The organism is Paenibacillus sp. MZ03-122A, from assembly GCF_024213325.1.
GTDB classification, from domain to species: domain Bacteria; phylum Bacillota; class Bacilli; order Paenibacillales; family Paenibacillaceae; genus Paenibacillus; species Paenibacillus polymyxa_B.
The window spans coordinates 1-21,902 of record NZ_JANAVI010000028.1 but is presented as its reverse complement, the minus strand read 5'-3'; the positions used below and the strand labels follow the sequence as shown (position 1 = coordinate 21,902).

Below are 21,902 nucleotides of genomic sequence, written 5' to 3'. Positions count from 1 at the left end.
AACCGCACGCGCTCCGCCGGGTAATCCGGGTCGAGCGGCACATACGCCCCGCCCGCTTTCCAGACGGCCAGCACGGCTACCAGCAAGTCCACCGAACGCTCGGCGAGAATGCCGACGATCGTCTCCCGGCCGATGCCGCTTGCGCGCAGCGTGGCCGCCAAGCGATTCGCCCGCTCGTTCAGCTCCGCATACGTCAGCCGGTCATTCTCGTACACGACAGCTGCCGCTTCCGGCGTGCGTTCCGCCTGTTCCTCGAACAGCCGGTGAAACGCGGCCACAGGAGCCGCTTCCGGCTGCGCCGGGTTAAACGCGCCAAGAATTTGCTCTTTTTCCGCCGCCGTCAAAAGCTCCAACTGATTCACGCGGATGTTCGGATTAGTCGCAACCTTCTCCAGTGCCCGGGCAAAATGACCGTGGATCAGCCTGATGTCTTCCTCTCTGAACGTCAGCCCATTGTACGTAAACCGCAGCAAAATATGCTCTTCCGGAATGACGGTAATGTCCAGGTCGTAGTTCGTTTGCTCCGGCGACTGGATATTAGCGATTTTCAGCGCTTCTTTGTCTCCGCCGACGACCTGCTCAATCTGTTCTTCCATCGGATAATTTTCAAAGACCATGATATGGTTGATCAAGTCGCGCTTTTGCTCGCTCAGCGACTGAATTTCGAACAGCGGGAACGTTTCGTAAGCTCCCGATGCCAGCGCTTGATCCTGGGTTTTTCTCAAGATATCGGCTACCGTCTCCTCGGCTTTGCCTTGAATACGGACCGGGATCGTATTAATAAACAGGCCGATCATGCTTTCGATGCCCGGAATTTCCGCCGGACGCCCGGATACGACGGAGCCGAATACGACATCCTCGCTGTTGTTGTATACCTGCAGAACCAGTCCCCATACGGTCTGCATGAACGTATTGAGCGTCACCTGCTGCTGGCGCGCCACCCGCTCGATTTGCCCGGTCAGTTCCTTGCTGAGTTCCACATCGATTTCAGCTGCTTCAAAAGCGCCCTGCTTCAGCTGCGTTTTCTCCTGGGGCAGCTTGGTCTGCTGATCGTAACCCGCCAAATACTCGGACCAGTAACGCGAAGCTTTCGCGGCATCTTGAGCTTCCAGCCATTCGATATACCGGGAGTACGAGGTAACCGGAGGAAGCTCCAGCGTCCGCTTCTCTTGGAACGCGAAGTAGGTGTCGAACACTTCCTTGATCATGAAGGACATGCACCAGCCGTCCATCAAAATGTGATGGTGACTCCAGATCACATGGTAGGACTCGTCGCCCGTGCGCAAAACTGTCACGCGCATAAGAGAGCCTCGGGCCAAATCGAACTTGTTCGCTTTATCCGCGCTGACGAAATCGGCTATCGTCTTCTCCGGGTCTTCATCGCTTACCGAGCGAATATCTTCGAAGTACACTTCACACTTCCGCTCGCGGAATACCACTTGAATCGGCTCGTCTCTCCAGCCGGTAATAAAGTTGGTCCGCAGCGCCTCATTCCGCTGCACCAGCGTATCCAATCCTTGGGTGAAGGCTTCGACATTCAGGCTTCCGTACAGATCGAAGGTCACCTGTTCGAAGTAAGCTTCCGAATCGGTATCCAGCAGGCTGTGGAACAACATCCCTTTTTGCAGCGGAGTCAGGGTATATACATTCTCCAGTTCGCCGAGCGCCGCCGTATGTTCGGCCAGCCGCTCCAGTTCCTCCAACGTCACATCTTGAAGCAGTACGTCGCTAGGCGTAAGCTCCGGTCGCTCTTTCGATACACAATGGCTGATGACTTCACGCAAGCTCGAATGAAGCAGGGTGCCCAGGCGCTCTACCGTTTCCCGTTTATACTGGGTTTCCCCATAACGGATCGTGAGTTCCTGCACTCCTTCCGACACCATACCGTTGATATCGAGGACATAATCCATCACTGCATTCGGGCTTGAATCGGAGCCCGGGCTGAACGGAGACGGCCTCGAGCCGCTGCTTTCGTAATCCTGGTCGAACTGACCCAAATAGTTAAAGCTGATCTCCGGCTCCAAAGCGAAGCGCTCGCCGTCACGCGGCGCCGACAAATAACGCAGGATGCCGTAGCCGATTCCTTTGTTAGGAATGCGGCGCAAGCTTTCTTTAACCTGTTTCACCTGATGACCGAGCGCCTGGGCGTGACCCGGCTCCAGAACGACAGGGAATTGGCTTGTAAACCAACCTACCGTGCGCGTAATGTCCACATCCGGCAAAATCTCTTCCCGGCCGTGGCCTTCGAGATTCACCAGCACACGTTCCCGACCGCTCCAAGCTTGTACCGCGAGGCCAAGCGCGGCAAGCAGCAAATCGTTCATTTCCGTATGGTAAGCACGGTGTGCATGCTTCAGCAGCTGTTCGGTTTCCTCCGCCGTCCAGCGAACGGTCACGAGCCCGCTGTCCTTCAGCTTGGATCTGCCTTGTTCAAAATCTTTCGGAAGCGGCTCATAGGTCAATTGCTCGATATGCTGCCAATACTCTCTCTCGCTTTCCATCGCCGGACCGTTCGCATAATCAGCGAGCTGTTTCGCCCACGTTTGGAATGAATCCGTTTTGAGCGGCAGACGGATCGGTTGCCCTTGCAGCGCCTGCTCATAGCCGGCAGCAAAATCCTCAAGCAGAATCCGCCAGGATACGCCGTCTACGACCAAGTGATGGATCGCGATGAGCAGGTGGTCGCCGTCGTCGCAGCGGAACAAGCTGAGCTTCACCAGCGGCCCGTTTTCCAGATCGATGCTCGCTTGAATGTCATTCGCCTTAGCCTCTACCGCTTCCTTCACGTCGCCGACTCCCTTGAAATTGACAACTTCCAGATCGAACAGCGCTTCGTTCTCCCCGGCGCCGCGGTTCCAGGCGGTATAGCCGTTCTCGGTTTGGCGGTAAACCGTACGGAGAGCATCGTGATGCACGACAAGCTGACGCACCGCTTGGCGTAAAGCTTCTTCGTCAAAGCCTTGCTTAGAGAACTGCATGAACGCCTGGTTGCTGTGATGCACGTCGGCCTGATTTTGTTCAAAGAACCAGCGCTGAATCGGGGTCAAGATGACCTCTCCCGTCACTTCGGCCTGGCTTGCCGTTCTCTCCGCCGTTTGCAGCTGCAAACTAAGGGCGGAAATCGTCGGGTAATGGAACAAATCTTTCATGACCAGCTTGTACCCCGTTTGCAAAAGACGGGACGATACCTGCAAGGCCTTGATCGAATCGCCGCCGAGCGCAAAGAAATTGTCCATCGTGCCGACCTGATCCACGCCCAGCACCGACTGCCAGACCGACGCAAGTGCTTGCTCGGCAGGAGTACGAGGCGCCGTGTATGCAGCCTCGGCACGAATGCTTCCTTCCGGTACAGGCAGCGCTTTACGGTCGATCTTCCCGTTCGGCGTAAGCGGCATTTGATCCAGGCACATGATGCGCGAAGGCACCATATGGGAAGGCAGCGCGGCGTCCAGATGGGCCACAAGCCCTTCCAGATCGAAGCTGGAATCCGCTACGACATACCCGCACAAATATTTCTGCCCCCGCTCGTCCGTCCGGTCGATGACAAGCGCTTGACGCACGCCGGCAAAATTTTTCATGGCCGCTTCAATTTCACCAAGCTCGATCCGATAGCCGCGAATTTTCACCTGGTTGTCGATCCGGCCGATGAAGTCCACGTTGCCGTCCGGCATCCAGCGCGCCAGGTCGCCCGTCCGGTACAGCCGCTCCCCAGCGGCGAACGGGCTGTCTACGAATTTCTCCGCCGTCAAATCCGGGCGGTTCAAGTAACCGCGGGCCACACCCGCTCCGCCGATAACCAGCTCGCCCAACACCCCGATCGGCACCGGCTTCAGATTCGCATCCACGATGTAGAACTTGGCGTTCAGCCACGCTTTCCCGATCGGCACGCTGCCCGTCTTCGGCAGCTTCTCCAGCGGCTCGTCATAGAAGCTGGAGTCAATCGCCGCTTCCGTTACACCGTAGCTGTTAATAATACGGAACTGCGAGCCGAAGCGCTCCTGCAAGGTGCGGTAATCCGCTACGCTGCACGCATCCGAGCTTGTGATCAGCAGCTGCATCGAGCTGAGGTCCAGACCCTCGGCATGCACATGCTCCATGAACGGCACGATCAGCGCCGGAGTCGATTCGAACACCGTCACGGCGTAGTCGCGAATCCAGCCGTAGAGGCGGGTTGGATCAATCCGGTCGTCCTTCGGCACGATGACCATGGTGCCGCCGTTGTACAGCGTCCGCGCAATGTCGCCGACGAACACGTCGAACGAGAAGCTGGCGAGCTGCAGCAGCCGGATCGGGAACTGATCCAGGCGGTATTCCCGCCGGTAGCCCGCCGCCGTGTTCACCAGGCTGCGGTGCTCGATCATCACGCCCTTCGGCTTGCCCGTCGTACCGGAGGTGTAGATGACGTAAGCCAAATCGCGCGGCTTGTTCACATTCGCCGGATTCGATGCGAGATCCGCCGCTAGTACGTTCTTCTCGGCTTCTGCCGTGGCGGACGTTTCGGCAGAAGCCGTTTCCGCTTGCGCCAAAGCCTCCGCCTCTGCGCCTGCTTCGCCCACAGCCGCTCCGAGGCTGTACGTCGCGGCGTCGTCAAGCGCAAGCACCGTTTGCAGCACTAGAGCTCCGTCGCTGCGCCAAGCTTCCGCCTGCTCCAGCAGGCGGGTCTGCGTGAGAAGCACCGACGCCCCGCTGTCCGCGAGCATATACTCGATCCGCTCCGCCGGATAGTCCGGGTCGAGCGGCACATAAGCGCCGCCCGCTTTCCATACGGCGAGCACCCCGATCAACAGCTCCGCCGAACGGCCGGCCAGAATGCCGACCACCTGCTCCGGCTTCACCCCGCGCGCCCGCAGTGCATACGCCAGACGATTCGCTTTGGCGTTCAGCTCCGCATACGTCAGCTTGCTGTCTTCGTAGACAACCGCCAGCGCTCCCGGAGTGCGCTCCGCCTGCTCCTCGAACAGCTCGTGGAACGTTCTCTCTCTCCACGACTCATCCGCTTCCAAACCTGTACCCTCTGCGGCGGGTTGCTTCGCAAGAGCCGAAGACGACACGTCAAACCCGACCAGCAAATCATGCTTTTCGCTGTCCGTCAAGATATCCAAATCCGAAATCCGCGCACCCGGCTGAGCCAGGATCGACGCCAAAAGCTGCTCGTAATGACCCGCCAGCCGTACCATCGTTTCCTGTCTAAACAACGAGGTAGCATACTCGATCTTGCAAACCAACACGTTATCGACTTCCACGATATCAAGGCTAAGATCAAACTTTGCCGTCTTTTCCTCGATGTCGAACAGCGACCATTGCAAGTCTTCCAGGGTTAAATCCAAGCTTTCGTGCTTTTGCAAAGAAAACATGGTGTCAAACAGAGGATTCCGGCTTAAATCCCGGCTCACCTGAAGAGCTTCCACCAGCTCCTCGAACGGATAGTCCTGGTGCTCGTAGGCTCCAAGCATCGTTTCCTTCACTTCCTGCAAGTAATCCAGGAACGTCCGCTCCGCCGCCGGACCCAAGCGAAGGGCCAGCGTATTGACGAACATGCCGATAATCGGCTGCAGGTCGGTGTGAGAACGGGCGGCAATCGGAGTGCCGACCACTATATCTTCCTGTCCCGCGTATTTATGAAGCAATACGGAGTACGCAGCCAGCAGAAGCATGTACAGCGTCGCCCCCGAATCGCCGGCAAGCCGTTTGAGAGCTTCGCTTTTCTCCGCATCCAGCGTAAACGTGAGCGTTTGACCGTCAAACTGCTGGACGGCCGGGCGGGAGAAGTCAAGAGGTAGCTCAAGAACCGGAAGCTCGGAGCTGAATACCCCGCGCCAGTATCCCTCCTGCCGTTTGATGCGCTGGCGCTGCTCCTCGGATTGCTGCCAAACGGCATAATCCTTGTATTGAATCCGCAGCTCCGGCAATTCTTCCCCATTGTAAAGCCGCACGAATTCGCGCAGCAGCACGTCCATGGAAAGGCCGTCGGAACCAATATGATGAATATCCAGCGCGAGCAGGAATTTCTCTTTCTCCAGTTCGATCAGCAGGGCGCGCAGCAAAGGCGGCTGGGTCAAGTCAAAAGGCTGAATGAAGCCTTCAAGAATGGCCGCAACCTGATCTTCGCTTGCTTGAAGCTTCTCGACCTTGAAAGCTACGAGCGGATAAATACGCTGAACCGGCTCCCCATTCACGATTTCAAAACCGGTACGCAGCATATCATGCCGGGCCACCAAAGTTGTCAGCGCCTTTTCCACTTTGGCCTCGTTCAAAGCCCCTTCCAACTGCAAGGCACTTGGGAGGTTGTAATTCAGCTCCGAGCCATCCAGCTGGTGCAGGACGTACAGTCTTTTTTGCGCGGAGGAAACCGGATAGTACGCTTTCTCTTCCGCTTTCGGAATCGAGCTGTGCCGCGTTTCTTCCAAGCTGGCAATAGCCCCGGCCATCGACTCTATCGTCGTATAGCGGAACACATCGCGCAGCGGAAGTTCGACGTTCATTTCCTTCTGAATCTTGCTGACAAGTTTCGTCGCCCGCAAGGAGTGGCCTCCGAGCTCGAAGAAATTGTCCAGGACTCCAATGCCGGAGTAGCCCAGCACTTCCTCCCAGATCTTCACAAGCTGGGACTCCGTCCGGTTACGCGGCGCTACGTATTCGACGCCCGTTTGCAAGCCGCCTTGCGGCTCCGGCAGCGCTTTGCGGTCCACTTTTCCGTTGGACGTCAGCGGGATGCGCTCCAGCTGCACGAAGTACGACGGGATCATGTACCCCGGCATTTCCTGGGCCAGCGAGGTTCTCATTTCGCTGACCGTCAGCGTCCGGTCCGCCACAAAGTAGGCGACAAGCGCCTTCTCGCCCCCGCCGTCCTGACGGGCGAGCACCACCGCTTCTTCCACGCCCTCGACGTTCAGTAGCTGCGTCTCGATTTCGTCCAGCTCGATCCGGTACCCGCGGATTTTCACCTGATGATCGATCCGGCCCAGGTATTCGATGTTGCCGTCCGGCAGCCAAGCCGCCAAGTCGCCCGAGCGGTACAGTTTCTCCCCCTCCGCAAACGGGGAATCGACGAACTTCTCCGCCGTCAGATCCGGACGGTTCAGGTATCCTCTCGCAAGGCCTTCCCCGGCCACGTACATTTCGCCCGCTACGCCGATCGGCACAGGGCGGCGGTTTTCATCAAGGACGTATACGCTCAGCGTCGGGATCGGCTTGCCGATATTGCTCTTCGCCGCCTCAATCTCGACCCACGTAATTTCCTTATACGTAACGTGAACCGTCGTCTCGGTAATGCCGTACATATTAATCAGCTTCGTCTCCGGGTACTTCGTCTTGAAGCCCTTGAGCAGCAGCGGACTGAGCGCTTCGCCCCCGAAGATGACGTTGCGAATCCGCAGATCGTACGGATGGTCCGCCAAGACCTCACGTAGCAGCTGGTAGAAGTACGTTGGCGTCTGGTTCAAAATCGTGACCTGTTCGCGGCCCAGCAGCGTCAGGAAATCGGCCGGATTTTTCGCCGTGAGTGGCGGTACGATGACCAGCTTGCCTCCATACAGCAGCGCTCCGTACATTTCCCAGACGGAGAAATCGAAGCAGAACGAGTGGAACAGCGTCCACGTGTCGGATGGCCCGAAGTCAAACAGGTTCTTGTCGTTGAACAGGAGGCGCACGACGTTCTTATGCTCGATCAGCGTTCCTTTCGGTCTGCCGGTCGTTCCCGACGTGTAGATGACATAAGCCAGGTTGCCCGGCCCGGAAATCGGCTCCAGGTTCGAAGCGTCCAGCGCATCGGCGGAGTCCGCCCCTCTGTCGCCCCAAACGAAATCGTCCAATTCAAGGCGCGTTCCTGCAAAGTCGGTCTTCTCGTGCAGATGCTTTTGAATCAGCAATAACGGCGCGCCCGAATCCTCGATCATGAAGCGGATGCGCTCCTCCGGGTAGTCAGGATCGACAGGCACGTATGCTCCGCCCGCTTTGAGAATCGCCAGAATGCCGACAACCATATCGAGCGAGCGTTCGGCCAGAATCGCTACCAGCTGGTCCGCTTCTACTCCCGTCTCCCGCAGCTTCCGCGCAAGGCGGTTGGATCGCTCGTTCAGCTCGCAGTAGGTCAGCTGCCGCTCGTTCATGACGGCGGCCACGTTGTCCGGGTAAAGCTCCGCCTGCTCTTCGAACAAGCCGTGAATCGTCTGCTGCCGCGGGTAGTCCGCCTCCGAATCGTTGAAACCGCGCACCAACTCGCGGATTTCCTCCTCCGTGAGCATTTCCAGCGAGGCAATATCCCCGTCCGGCGCTGCTGCGATGGTTTCGAGCAGCTTGTCATAATGTCTGGCGAACCGTTCCGCGGTCTCTTGTTTATACAGAGCCGTAGCGTACTCCAACCGGCATTCGAGCTGACCGTCCAGCTCCGAAATATCCAGGAGCAGCTCGAACTTGGATGTTTGGTTTTCCAGTGGATAAAACGATTGCTCCAGCCCCTCGATGACAATTTGCTCGTTCTCCGTATTTTGTAGGGAGAAGAACGTGTCAAAGAGCGGATTCCGGCCGGTCGCGCGCGGAATGTGAAGACTTTCTACCAAGTCTTCGAACAAATAATTTTGGTGTTCGAAAGCCCCGAGCGTGATGTCCTTGATTTCTTCCAGGTACGTAAGGTACGGCTTGGAACGCTCCGGACGGCTGCGAATGGTCAGCGTGTTGATAAACATCCCTACGATCGACTGCACTTCTTCCTGCGTTCTTCCGGCAATCGGCGTGCCTACGATCAGATCTTCCTGACCCGAATATTTATGCATAAGGATGGTGTAAGCCGACAGCAGCACCATGTACAGGGTCGTCCCTGTCCGTGCCGCCAGCTCTTTCAGCTTCTCCGTCCGATCTTTCTCGATATAAAACTTCACGGTTCGGCCGTCAAAGCTTTGCACCGCAGGCCGCGGGAAGTCCGTCGGTAGCTCCAAGACCGGCAGCTCGCCCGACAGCTGTTCCAGCCAATACTCCTTCTGCGGCTGGAGCATCTGCCCGTAAGCTTCGGAATGCTGCCAAACGGCATAATCTTTGTATTGAATGCGCAGCGGGGCCAGCTCCTCGCCCCGATACAGGCGGCTGAACTCGTCGAAGAGCAGCGCTGTCGAAATGCCGTCCGAGACGATATGGTGCATATCGAACAGTAGAATGTGGCGATCCTCGGCGACTTCGATCAGGCCGATGCGGAGAAGTGGCGGCTTGGTCAGATCAAACGGGTGATAGTAAGCTTCCACCACTTGCTCCACTTCCCGCTCGCTCGCTTGGAAATAATCTACAGCAAACTCCACCTCGTCATAGATGCGCTGGACAAGCTCGCCTTGAACCTGCTCGATCCCGGTACGCAGCGTCTCATGGCGCTGAATCAGCGCCCGGAACGCGTGCTCGACGCGCGTGCGGTCCAGCTTGCCTTCGAGAAGAAGCGCCGCCGACATATTGTAGCTGCGCTCGGCCCCGTCAAGCTGGCGCAGGACGTACAGACGCTTTTGCTCGGATGAAACCGGATAGTACTCGGCCTCAGCCGCCTTTGTAATCTCATACGTCTCCTGCTGCCTTAAACCGCCGATTCTTTGGGCTAGCTGTTCGATCGTGGTGTAACGGAAAACTTCCCGCAACGAAACCTCGACTTGCAGCTCTTTCCTAATCTTGGAAACAAGCGTAGAGGCCCGCAAGGAATGACCACCCAAGTCAAAGAAATCGTCTTGGACTCCAACTCGCGCAATACCCAGCACCTGCTGCCAAATGAGAGCAAGTCTTGTTTCCAGCGTTGTGCGAGGAGCCACATACTCACGGCCTGCTTCTACCTCTCCGGTCGGTTCAGGCAGCGCTTTACGGTCAATTTTGCCGTTCGGCGTGAGCGGAAGCTTATCAAGAGACACCAGCCGGGCCGGGACCATATGGGCCGGCAGCTCTTGCTTCAATTGGGACAGCAGATCGCTCAGCTGCAAAGAAACATCCGCCGCCACGTAGCCGCACAAATACTTTTGCCCCTGCTCATCCGTACGGTCGGTCACCACAGCCTGCTTGACGCCCGGGAAACGCAGCAGGGCCGTTTCAATTTCGCCGAGTTCGATCCGGAACCCGCGAATTTTCACTTGATAGTCGATCCGGCCGATGAAGTCGACGTTGCCGTCTTCCAGCCAGCGGGCCAAATCGCCTGTCCGGTACAGACGTTCGCCCGGCACAAACGGGCTGTCCGCAAACTTCTCGGCGGTTAGGTCCGGACGGTTCCAGTACCCGCGCGCCACCCCGGCGCCGCCGATGACAAGCTCGCCCGGAACCCCTACAGGAACCGGCTTTAACGCGGTATCGACAATGTAAAACCGGGCGTTCAGCCAAGCTTTGCCGATCGGCACATGACCCGACGGCGGCAGCTTATCCAGCGGCTCACCGTAAAAGCTGCTGTCAATGGCTGCTTCGGTAACGCCATAGCTGTTGATGATGCGGAATTGTCCGCCGAATCTTTCCTGCAGCAATCGGTAATCGGTGACACTGCAAGCATCCGAGCTGGTAATCAGCAACTGCATGGAGCTAACGTTCAGCCCTTCTTCATAAATATACTGCATGAACGGCAGGATGAGCGCAGGCGTCGATTCGAATACCGTAATGTTTTGGTCCCGAATCCAGCCGTATAAGAGGTTCGGATCAATCCGGTCATCCTTCGGCACAATCACCATCGTGCCTCCGTTATACAGCGTCCGCGCGATGTCTCCGACGAACACGTCAAATGAGAAGCTGGCCAGCTGCAGCAGCCGTACCGGAAACTGATCCAACCGGTACTCGCGACGGTACGCATCCGCCGTATTCACGAGACTACCGTGCTCGATCATGACGCCTTTCGGGCGTCCCGTCGTACCCGAGGTGTAAATCACATAAGCCAAGTCTTGTGGGGCGCTGCCGGCAGATTCAAATTCCACGGCTAAGACATCCCCGTTATAAATCTGTTCATCGTCCATGGCATAGACAGCTTGAAGCTTCAGCCGGTCATCGGCCAACCAACCCCCGGCCCGCTCCAACAGATGACGCTGCGTAAGCAGCACCGATGCATCGCTATCGCTGAGCATGTACTCAATCCGCTCCGCCGGATAATCGGGGTCCAGCGGTACATAGCCTCCTCCGGCTTTCCAAACGGCGAGCACCCCGACCAGCAGTTCCACTGAACGCTCCGCCCAGATCCCCGTAATCGTCTCCCTTCCCACGCCCTGTTCGCGAAGGAGAGAAGCCAGCCGCTCGGCGCGTTCGTTCAATTCGCCGTAGGTCAGCTGTTTGTCCATGTAGACGACTGCCGGATGATCCGGAATTTCCCGGGCAAACTTTTCAACATACCGATGAAACGCTTCTCCCTTGCTCAGCCCTGACACCGGCGGGTTAAAAACGTTGAGAATGCGGTGTCTCTCCTCATCGCTCAGCAGAGAAATCTCGCGTACCGGTAGTTCGGGAGTCTGAAGAAACTGGTCCAGAACGGTTACATACTGTTCCATAATCCGATCAATCTCGGCCGTCTCGAACAGGCCGGTACGATAGGAAGCATGGAGAATTACATGGCCTTCATTCAGCATATGGTCGAAGCGCAGCAGCAAATCGTCCATCTCGTGTCTAGCGAAGTGAGCCTCCAGGCGTACCTTGATTTCTTCGTACTCCACGATTTTCAAAGGCAGATATTCCAGAGACGTGCGGAACAGCCCCGAAAGATCGTTGCGGCCGTGTTGTTCGCGTAAATCCTGGATCAATTGATTATAAGGGTATTTCTGATACCGCAGATCCGCCGTATTTTCCTTGGAAACCGTTTGGATCAAGGAAAGCACGTGCCCGTCTGGATTCAGACGAATCCGCGTAGCCACGGTGCTGACGAACATGCCGATCGTTTCTTTTTCCTTCTTGCTGGTGCGATTGGCGAAAACCGTGCCGACCGGAACATCGGTGCTGTCGGTCAGCTTGTACAATAAGGCGTACATGGCGGACAGAAATAACGTATATAAGCTGACCTGATATTGTTCGCTGAAGGCCAGAATGCGTTCATACCGAGAACCGTCCAAAGTGATGGCCAGTTTATTGGATTCGCTGCCGATCGAGAATGGCGGATACGATTTAATGCCGGTCGTTTCAGGCAAAGTGTTGTACTTCGTCAGCCAGTATTCCTTGCCTTTTTGATAACGCTGCGATTGCTCATATTCACGCTCCGCGGAAATATAATCCAGATAGGTAGGGGCCTGGTAACTGCTGGAGATGCCTTTGCGCAGTTCCAGGTATTTTTCCATCACCGCATGCAGCAAAGCATTGACGGACAAGCCGTCGGCGATAATATGATTTACCGTCAAATTGAGCCATACTTGGCCGTTCGCAAAATGGATAATCGTAAATTGGTAGAGGTGTTCGTCGAACACGCTGGCCGGTTTTTCGCTTACTTCTTTCACCCAAGCATAGAATTGTTCGGTTGTGCCTATTTCGAGGCGGCTTATCCTAGCTTGGACATTCTCCGGCTCTTCGAACCACTGCGTTGGATTTTGCAAATCCCCGCTAATGCGGATTCGGAAAACGTCATAGGTTTTGACGATCTCTGCCGCCGCTTGCTCCAGAAGCTGTGTGTTGATCTCGCCCGTAATCTGGTAGGTCGCGGAAAGCATCGTGATGGACGTTCCCGGATTCATAATTTCCATGAACCATATTCGGCGCTGGGCTTGCGTTAATCCATATTGCTCGTTGGTATTCTCTCTCACATCGACACACTCCCGGTTTAGAGATTCTTTATAGATAGGCTTTGTACCTAGATGTCACTTAGTCACTCTTAGAAGAACCGCGCAGCCATTCCCGGAACGGCTCCTTCGGACTCTGTCCCCTTTTTCGTGTTCTGGTAACTACCGGTTATAAAGTCATACCTTGGATTACTAAAAGACTCTGTCGCATTCGCAAGCAGGAAGCCGCCCGCCGTAAAGCGGGTCTAGCCGTACAGCCGGGCGTAATAACCCTCGAGCGCCAGCAGGTCCTGATGGCGGCCCCGCTCAACGACCGTCCCTTGGTTCATGACGGTAATCAAATCCGCATGTTCCACGGTGCTGAGACGGTGGGCGATCAGAATGGTGGTGCGCCCCTTCATCAATACGTTCAGGGCCTGCTGTACCCAATGCTGGGATTCGTTATCCAGCGCGGAAGTCGCTTCGTCCAGCAGCAGAATCGGGGCGTTTTTGAGAATCGCCCGGGCGATCGCAATTCGCTGCCTTTGTCCGCCCGACAACGACGCTCCTCTCTCTCCCACCGGCGTTTTATACTGTTCAGGAAGTTCCTGAATGAAATGGTGAGCGTACGCCGCTTTGGCCGCTTCGATCACTTCTTCATCCGTTGCATCCGGGTTGCCGTAGCGGATGTTTTCCTCAATCGTGCCGGTAAACAAGAACGGCTCCTGCGGAACGTATGCAATCTGCCCGCGGATTTCGTCCAGCGTGTAATGGCCGAACGGTTTGCCTTGGAGCAGGATTTCTCCGCTGTCCACAGGATAAAAGCCGAGCAGCAGCTTGATCAGCGTACTTTTGCCGCTGCCGCTGGCCCCCACGATAGCGGCGACCTGGCCGGGAAACACCTGCATGGAGATGTCGACAAGCACCTTTTTATCCGCCTGATAGGAAAATTCCACATCGCGAAACTCCACCGCAGCCTCCGACACGAGCTCGCTGTGAGGAGATCCCAAACGCTCCGGTTCCTCTTCCTCTCTTAGTACCTCTTGAATCCGGTGAGCGCCCGCGATCGAATTTTGGGTCATCGACAGAACCATCCCCAAGTTCAACAAGGCGTGCGTCAGATTTACTTGCAGAACCGCCAGGGCAGCGACGCTTCCCATTCCCATCAGTCCGTAGGCATAAAGAAGACTGCCGATGACGATGATGCCGCAGAACGTGACGTAGCTGATAAAATGATTCACCGCAGCCTGCATGCCGTTCTTCTGCGCGGTTTGCCGAAGCGTCTGCGTCATTTGTTCGTTCAACGCCTCGTACTGGCCGTAAATCGTGCGGATGCGGAACAGTTTCACAATTTGAATGCCGCCCATAAAATCTTTGAATTTTTCGGTCATTTTACCGAGCGTTTGCAAGCCTTGTTCGGACAAGGCGCGAATATCCCGCGCAAATTTCAGGCTGACCACGGAGGACAGCAGCAGAATGACGAAGGATACGCCGGCAAACCGCCAATCGATCAACACCATGGAGACAATGGAGCCGATGCAAAAGACAACTTGAAGCAGCAAAACGAAGTAAACCTGCGAGAATGTAAACTCAACGGTCGTTACGTCGTTGTTCACCCGCGACAGCAAATCCCCATGGTGCGTCTGCTCCAGGAATCTCGGCCGCACCCGGCACAGCTTGTCATAAAGACGTTCGCGGATATTCAGCACAGTCAGCTCGACACTGCGCTGGTATAAGTAAATGAACCAGGGAGAAATCACATTTTCCAGGAACAAGGCCGCGCCCAAAATAATAAAGGCTTCCACCATCAGGGACGTATCTCGGGACACGGCGAAATCAACCAAGTTATGTACGACCAAGCTGAAGGCGATCAGGAACAATGTCTGGGTGAGCGCCGTCACGGCCAGGCCAATGGCGTACTGGGTTTTGCGCTTGCGGTTCATAAACATCAGCAAGTAGCCGAGTTCTTTCACTTGCGAGAGCCATCCGCCCTTTTTCATGTGTACGCCACCTCCCTGCGTTCGGCAGACTCGGTAAATTCCTGATAGTACGACTGGGCGTACAGTCCCTTCATCTTCAGCAATTGTTCATGAGTGCCCTTTTCAACAATACTCCCCTGTTCCATGACCCAAATTTCGTCGGCGTTTTGTACTGTAGAAAGCCGGTGGGCAATAACCATCGTCGTTCTCTGCTTCATCAATACGCCCAGCGCTTCCTGAACCGCGCTTTCCGACTCCGGATCAAGAGCTGACGTTGGCTCGTCCAGCAGCAGAACGGGAGCATTCTTTAGAAAAGCCCGGGCCATTGCAATGCGCTGGCGCTGCCCGCCGGACAAAAAGCCTCCGCGCTCTCCGACATACGTCTGGTAGCCGTCGGGAAGCTGCATAATGAAGGAATGCGCCTGAGCGGCTTTGGCGGTTTCGATAATCTCGTCCATCGACGCTACTTCCCGCCCGTAGCCGATATTTTCAGCGATCGTGCCGCTAAACAAATATGAATCCTGGGTTACCACGGAAAAATGCGACCGAAGCTGCTCCGGATCGGCGCCGTGGATCAGGCTGCCGAACACGCGGATTTCACCCTGGTCCTCCGGAAGCGGATAAAAGCCGCATACAAGCTTAAACACCGTGCTCTTCCCTCCGCCGCTCGCTCCGACAAGCGCGATCGTCTTCCCTTCCGGCACCGAGAAGCTAACATTCCGCAGGATCGGGGAGCTCTCCTCATACCCGAAGGTTACGTTCTGAAACTCGATGGGGACGGCGCTCGCTTTCGGAAGCGAACGGCCATTTTCTGTTTCGGTCGGCTGCTCGACGATTTCGGAGACCCTTCTCAGGGCACCGGCCATTTCGAACGTCCGCGTGATAAGCTCGGGAATATGCTCCAGCGGCTCCAGACACAGATTCAGCAAGTACAGGAAGGCGATCAGCTCTCCCGCGCCTAGCTGCTCTTTGTAGATCAAATAGCTTCCGTAACTGACGGCGAAAATGATCGGGCTGATCATCAGCGTGGAAAGCAGCGGGTTGACCCAGGCTTCCCGCTTTTTCACCGCCAGCTTTTTTTGGGCCGTCAATTGCAGCAGCACTTGGTAGGAGCGAGATAACATGCCGGATAGCAGGTAGCTTTTTACAATAGGCATACCCCCAAGCGTATCCTGGAGGTTGACGTTCATTCGGCCCATGTTCGCCTGGGCTTCCTCCGTCAACCGCTCCAACTGCTTGCCGATCCATTGGGAAACCAGCAGCGCTACGGGAAATAACAGCAGGCTGTACAGCATCAGCTCCCATTGGAGGTAGATCAAATAAGCGAAACAGCCGATGAACACCAGCGGATGATAAAACCACTGGGCGAGGTCCCGAATCATAAACTGCTGGATCAGCTGCAGGTCGTTGTTGATCCGCGACAATACGTCGCCGGAGTGCTGCTTTTCCAAGTAGGAGACCGGGAGTTTGCCGACATGACGCATGACATGGTTGCGGATATCCTGCACCGCAGAGGCGCTGCTTCGCTCCACGCCGAAGCTCATGAAAAACTTCGCCGGCACACCGATCAAGATGACCACAAAGACCGTGTACACGATTTGCAGAACGATTGGCCCTGCCCCCTTCTCAGCCTGGGTGGTCAGCTGCTCGATCAAACTTCCCATCCATATCTCAATAACAGCGGCGGCAATCGCGGACAAGATACCGACGATCATCCAGCCTTTGTGACGGCTTACATAGGACATCAGCCAGCGGAACGCTTTCCAGGCGGCGTAAGCGGTTTGGCGCTTGGAAGGCGCCGCTGTGCCTTGTTCTAGAACAGACGGCTGGCGGTCAGCTTCCATGCAGTACCCCGGCCTCCGCTTCGATCTGCCGCTTGACTTGCTCTAAGATGTCCCGGATGACGACGGCCGTTTCTTCCACGCGCGCGAGTTCCAGCAATTCCTCGTGCGCGCCCTCCAGCCGGTAATCGGCGTAAGCTTGCGTCGTTGCCCCCCGCCAGGAAGGCAATTGGTGCTCCAGGCGGAACGCTTCGCTGTCCTTCGCAATCATTTCGTAAATCCGGGCCGGGATCGTGCCGGAATTAATAAGCTGCGCTTCGTACGCCAAGGTCGCTTTGACCTTCCGATGAACCCGCTCCCGCACGAGCGGGTTGCTCATTAATTCCTTCTCTTCTTCGTCGAAATCGGCAAGCGTTTCTTCAAGCTCTTTCTCCGACGTTTCGGAAGGCGTCAGCGTGTCCTTAATCCACGAGTCCACCATGAGCACGTCCGTTACGGAATACCCTCTTTTCTCCATCGTTTTGGCTACCTCGAACGTCAGGTTGCCTCCGAAGCAGTAGCCGAGCAGCACGTAAGGTCCTTCCGGCTGGATGCGGACGATCTCGTCCACATAACGGTTCAGCATGGCCTCGTAATCGACGGCATCGTCGATAAAATCAATGCCGTAGAGCACGAACCAGCCGTCGAGCCTGCTTGCGAGCTCTCGGTAACCGATGCCGAAGCCGCTGCCCGGAGGGAAGCAGAACACGTTCAGATCTCCTACTTTATTCAGCTTAATGAAGGAGTCTCCCCCTTTATCCAGGCCCAGATCCCCCTCTCCCAAAGCCATGGCTCCAACTGTTAAATTGTGGAATTGGCGGTTCAGCGGTATCTCGAGGCCCGTTTCATCGTAAACGGCTTGAACGAGCCTCATCAGACTTAACGAATTGCCACCCAACTCAAAAAAGTTATCCTTTACGCCGACCTGCGGAACGCCAAGCGTATCCTGCCAGACGCGGGCGATCTTCATTTCGAGCAGCGTTCTCGGCGCGACATATTCCGCTCCTCCGGCCGCGACTTCCTCCGGCGCGGGCAGCGCTTTGCGGTCGATTTTCCCGTTCGGGGTCAGCGGCATCCGCGAAAGCTGCACGAGGTGCGAAGGAATCATATACCCCGGAAGCTGCTTGGCGAGCTCCTCCTTGAGTTCATGCGCCGCCAGCCTCGTTTCCGCGACGTAATAAGCGACAAGCTGCTTATGGCCGTTCGCGTCGTCGCGGTCGAGCACTTTGGCTTCTTGCACGGCGGCGATCTTCAGCAGCTGCGTCTCGATTTCGTCCAGCTCGATCCGGTACCCGCGGATTTTCACCTGATGATCGATCCGGCCTAGGTATTCGATGTTGCCGTCCGGCAGCCAAGCCGCCAAGTCGCCCGAGCGGTACAGTTTCTCTCCCTCCGCAAACGGGGAATCGACGAACTTCTCCGCCGTCAGATCCGGACGGTTCAGGTATCCTCTCGCAAGGCCTTCCCCGGCCACGTACATTTCGCCCGCTACGCCGATCGGCACAGGGCGGCGGTTTTCATCAAGGACGTATACGCTCAGCGTCGGGATCGGCTTGCCGATATTGCTCTTCGCCGCCTCAATCTCGACCCACGTAATTTCCTTATACGTAACGTGAACCGTCGTCTCGGTAATGCCGTACATATTGATCAGCTTCGTCTCCGGGTACTTCGTCTTGAAGCCCTTGAGCAGCAGCGGACTCAGCGCTTCGCCCCCGAAGATGACGTTGCGAATCCGCAGATCGTACGGGTGGTCCGCCAAGACCTTACGCAGCAGCTGGTAGAAGTACGTTGGCGTCTGGTTCAAAATCGTGACCTGTTCGCGGCCCAGCAGCGCCAGGAAATCGGCCGGATTTTTCGCCGTGAGTGGCGGTACGATGACCAGCTTGCCTCCATACAGCAGCGCTCCGTACATTTCCCAGACGGAGAAATCGAAGCAGAACGAGTGGAACAGCGTCCACGTGTCGGACGGCCCGAAGTCGAACAGGTTCTTGTCGTTGAACAGGAGGCGCACGACGTTCTTATGCTCGATCAGCGTTCCTTTCGGTCTGCCGGTCGTTCCCGACGTGTAGATGACATAAGCCAGGTTGACTGGCCCGGAAATCGGCTCCAGGTTCGAAGCGTCCAGCGCATCGGCGGAGTCCGCCCCTCTGTCGCCCCAAACGAAATCGTCCAATTCGAGGCGTGTTCCTGCGAAGTCGGTCTTCTCGTGCAGATGATTTTGAATCAGCAATAACGGCGCGCCCGAATCCTCGATCATGAAGCGGATGCGCTCCTCCGGGTAGTCGGGATCGACAGGCACGTATGCTCCGCCCGCTTTGAGAATCGCCAGAATGCCGACAACCATATCGAGCGAGCGTTCGGCCAGAATCGCTACCAGCTGGTCCGCTTCTACTCCCGTCTCCCGCAGCTTCCGCGCAAGGCGGTTGGATCGCTCGTTCAGCTCGCGGTAGGTCAGCTGCCGCTCGTTCATGACGGCGGCCACGTTGTCCGGGTAAAGCTCCGCCTGTTCTTCGAACAAGCCGTAAATCGTTTTCCCCCGCTCGAACCCGGTTTCGGTGTCATTAAATCGCTTCAGCAGCGTCTCCCTCTCGTCTGGGGACAGCACATCGGCTTGTCCGAGCTCCAGATCCGGCTGAAATAAAAGCACGGACAGCAGCCGAACAAGATGGTCGGCCGCCTGTTCCACAAATGCCCGCTCGTACCGCTGCCCATCAAAGCTTATTTCCAGCTCGATGGAGTGGTTTTGGCGGTCGAAGCGAAAAACCGTATCGGCCGCCACCCGGTTAACCAGCGGTTCCGGATGAATCGGGACGAAGGATGCGACGGTGTTGACGACCGGGAGGCCGTCCCCCGTATAGTCCAGATGGAGCGGCTCCACCATTTTCCGAAAAGGCAGGTGCTGATGCTCCAGCGCCTCGCCGATGGAGGATTTGATGCCCCCGAGCAGCGTTTTGAGCGTAGTCTGGCGGCTTACGGACGTCTTGATCACCAAGATGTCATGCGGCGGCGGAGTCCCGTCGGGGTCTGCGCTATAAGAAGGCATACCGACCAGTACTTGGTCCCGCCCGGTATATTTGAACAGCAGGCTTTTTACTCCTGCCAAAACAATCATGTACAAAGCCAAATCCGAACCGTTGGCGAGGTAAATGATTCTCTCCGAGAGTTCGCTCGGCAGAGTACGGTGAAGCAAGCCCGGCTCGGCCGCAGCTTCCCCGTCGGCGGATAATTTGGAGGATTGACTGTAGGGAAGGAAGCTCAGGCTGTCATCGGCGTCAAACTTGCCGCTCCAGTACTGTTCTTCCTTTTCAAACAAAGATTTCATTTGTACCTCCCCTAAAAATGAAGTGACCGCATGCCCCGGCGCAGGTCCGAAAAAGCTTGCTTTCGGCCTGCGCGTTTACGGGCTTGGACGTTGTTCGCCGTCTTCCTTGGGATGCGCGCCGCTTTCGCTTGACGGCGGAGGCGCGCTTGTAGGATTAGAACGCGAATTCGATTGTATCGACGGCACTCTTTGCGCCTGCCGCCCGTTTATGACATTCAATCCGGCTTAGCTCGAGTTGCGGATTTTCCGCAATTTGAGACAGTACCCGCAGGTAATCCTCGGTCAAGGTGCGGATCATCGCTTCTTTGAACAGCTTGGTAGCGTAGAAGAAGCCCCCGCTCAGCGCCCCGTTGTTTTCATACATAAACAGCGTCAGATCGAACTTCGCTTCTTCCAAATGGTCAAGCTCGTAAGTCTTCAGGCTGACCCCTTCCAGCTCTGCGTCTCGTTCTTCGATATTTTGCAAGTCGAAAACGGCATCGAACAGCGGGAAGCGGCCCGGCTCCCGCTTCACATTCAAACGCTCCACGAGCTCCTCGAATGGATAATCCTGGTTCTCGAAAGCACCCAAAGCCGTTTCCTTCACTTCTTCCAGGTAGGACAAGAACGTTTTGTCGCCCGACGGACGATTGCGGATCGCCAGCGTATTGACAAACATCCCGATGACCGGTTCCAAATCGGCGTTCGTTCTTCCCGCCACCGGGGTACCCACGACCAAGTCCTCCTGCCCGCTGTACTTGGACAGCAGCACGGTATAAGCCGCAAGCAGCACCATGAACAGCGTGCTTTCACGCTCGGCCGCCAATTCGCGCAGCTGCGCAGAGAGAGAAGCTTCGACGTCGAACTCCAGATGCGCGCCTTCGTAGCTGCGAGCCGCAGACCGTTCGTAGTCCATCGGCAGATCCGCCGTCGGCAGCTCGCCTTCGAAGGTTTGCAGCCAGTACGCTTCCTGCCGCCCGATCCGCTCTCGGTGGGCCTTCGACTGCTGCCAAACGGCATAATCCTTGTATTGAATGCGCAGTGGCGGCAGTTCTTCCCCGGCGTAGAAACTCGAGAACTCATCGATCACAATCGCCATCGATACGCCGTCGGACACCATATGATGCATGTCAAAAAGGAGAATATGCAGGTTCGGCTCCAGCTCGATGACCCCGGCGCGCAGCAGCGGCGGCTTGCCGAGATCAAACGGACGAACGAAGCTACGGACGATCTGCTCGATTTGAGCCGCATCCTCTTTATCCGCTTGATGATGCTCGATAGCAAAATCGACCTGCGGGTAAATCCGCTGAACCGCTTCGGCCTTCACGATTTCAAAACCGGTGCGCAGCGATTCATGCCGTGTTATCAATTTCCGCAAGGCGGCTTCCAACCGGTCTAAATCAAACTCGCCTTCCACCTGCACCAGCTCCGGCATGTTGTAAAGCTGATCCGCTCCATCCAGCGTGTGCTGAATGAACAGCCGTTTCTGCGCGGAGGACAGAGGGTAGTACTCTCTCTCCTCCGCTTGAGGAATGGCCTCATGCTCCCGCCGTTCCATCCGGGCGATCGCCTCGGCCATCGCCGCAATCGTCGAGTGACGGAATACGTCGCGCAGTGGCAGGTTGACGTTTAATTCCTTAAATACCTTGCCCGCCAGCGTCGTCGCTCGCAGGGAGTGGCCGCCGATGTCGAAGAAGTTGTCGTGAACGCCAACCTCCTTCGCAAGCCCCAGCACCTCCTGCCAAATCGCCGCCAGCTTCGTTTCCAGCTCATTGCGCGGTGCGACGTACTCCGTTCCACTTCCCGCTTTCCCTTCCGGCGCCGGCAGCGCCTTCCGGTCAATCTTTCCGTTCGGCGTCAGAGGCAGGTGCTCCAGCTCCACGAAGTACGACGGGATCATGTACCCCGGCAGCTCCTGCGCCAGCGCGCTGCGCAAATCGTTCACCGCCAGTTCCGCTCCGGTATCCGGCGTGTAATACGCGCATAGCGCCTTCTGCCCGTTCGCGTCACTTCGAACCAGCACCACCACTTCGCGCACGCCTTCCACCCGCAGCAGCTGCGACTCGATCTCGCCCGTCTCGATCCGGTACCCCCGGATTTTCGCCTGGTTGTCGATCCGGCCGATGAAGTCCAC

5 protein-coding genes are annotated in these 21,902 nt (G+C 56.6%); all 5 read right to left on the bottom strand.

The features are described from left to right. A partial coding sequence (locus NLX74_RS25265) for a non-ribosomal peptide synthetase (protein ID WP_254330904.1) occupies positions 1-12,713 on the bottom strand: 12,713 nt, incomplete at its 3' end. Positions 12,714-12,934: 221 nt separating this feature from the next. Next, complete coding sequence (locus NLX74_RS25260) at positions 12,935-14,668, bottom strand: ABC transporter ATP-binding protein (protein ID WP_254330903.1); 1,734 nt, start codon at positions 14,666-14,668, stop codon at positions 12,935-12,937. Next, on the bottom strand, positions 14,665-16,491 hold the full coding sequence (locus NLX74_RS25255) for an ABC transporter ATP-binding protein (protein WP_254330902.1): 1,827 nt from the start codon (positions 16,489-16,491) through the stop codon (positions 14,665-14,667). The genes NLX74_RS25260 and NLX74_RS25255 overlap by 4 nt, the downstream gene beginning before the upstream one ends. Further along, positions 16,481-19,789: a non-ribosomal peptide synthetase gene (locus NLX74_RS25250; protein ID WP_254330901.1), complete on the bottom strand. Its 3,309-nt coding sequence runs from the start codon at positions 19,787-19,789 to the stop codon at positions 16,481-16,483. Before NLX74_RS25250 ends, NLX74_RS25255 begins: the two co-directional genes overlap by 11 nt. Before the next feature lie 154 nt (positions 19,790-19,943). After that, positions 19,944-21,902 (bottom strand): condensation domain-containing protein (locus NLX74_RS25245; RefSeq protein WP_254330900.1); only part of this gene is annotated, 1,959 nt, incomplete at its 5' end.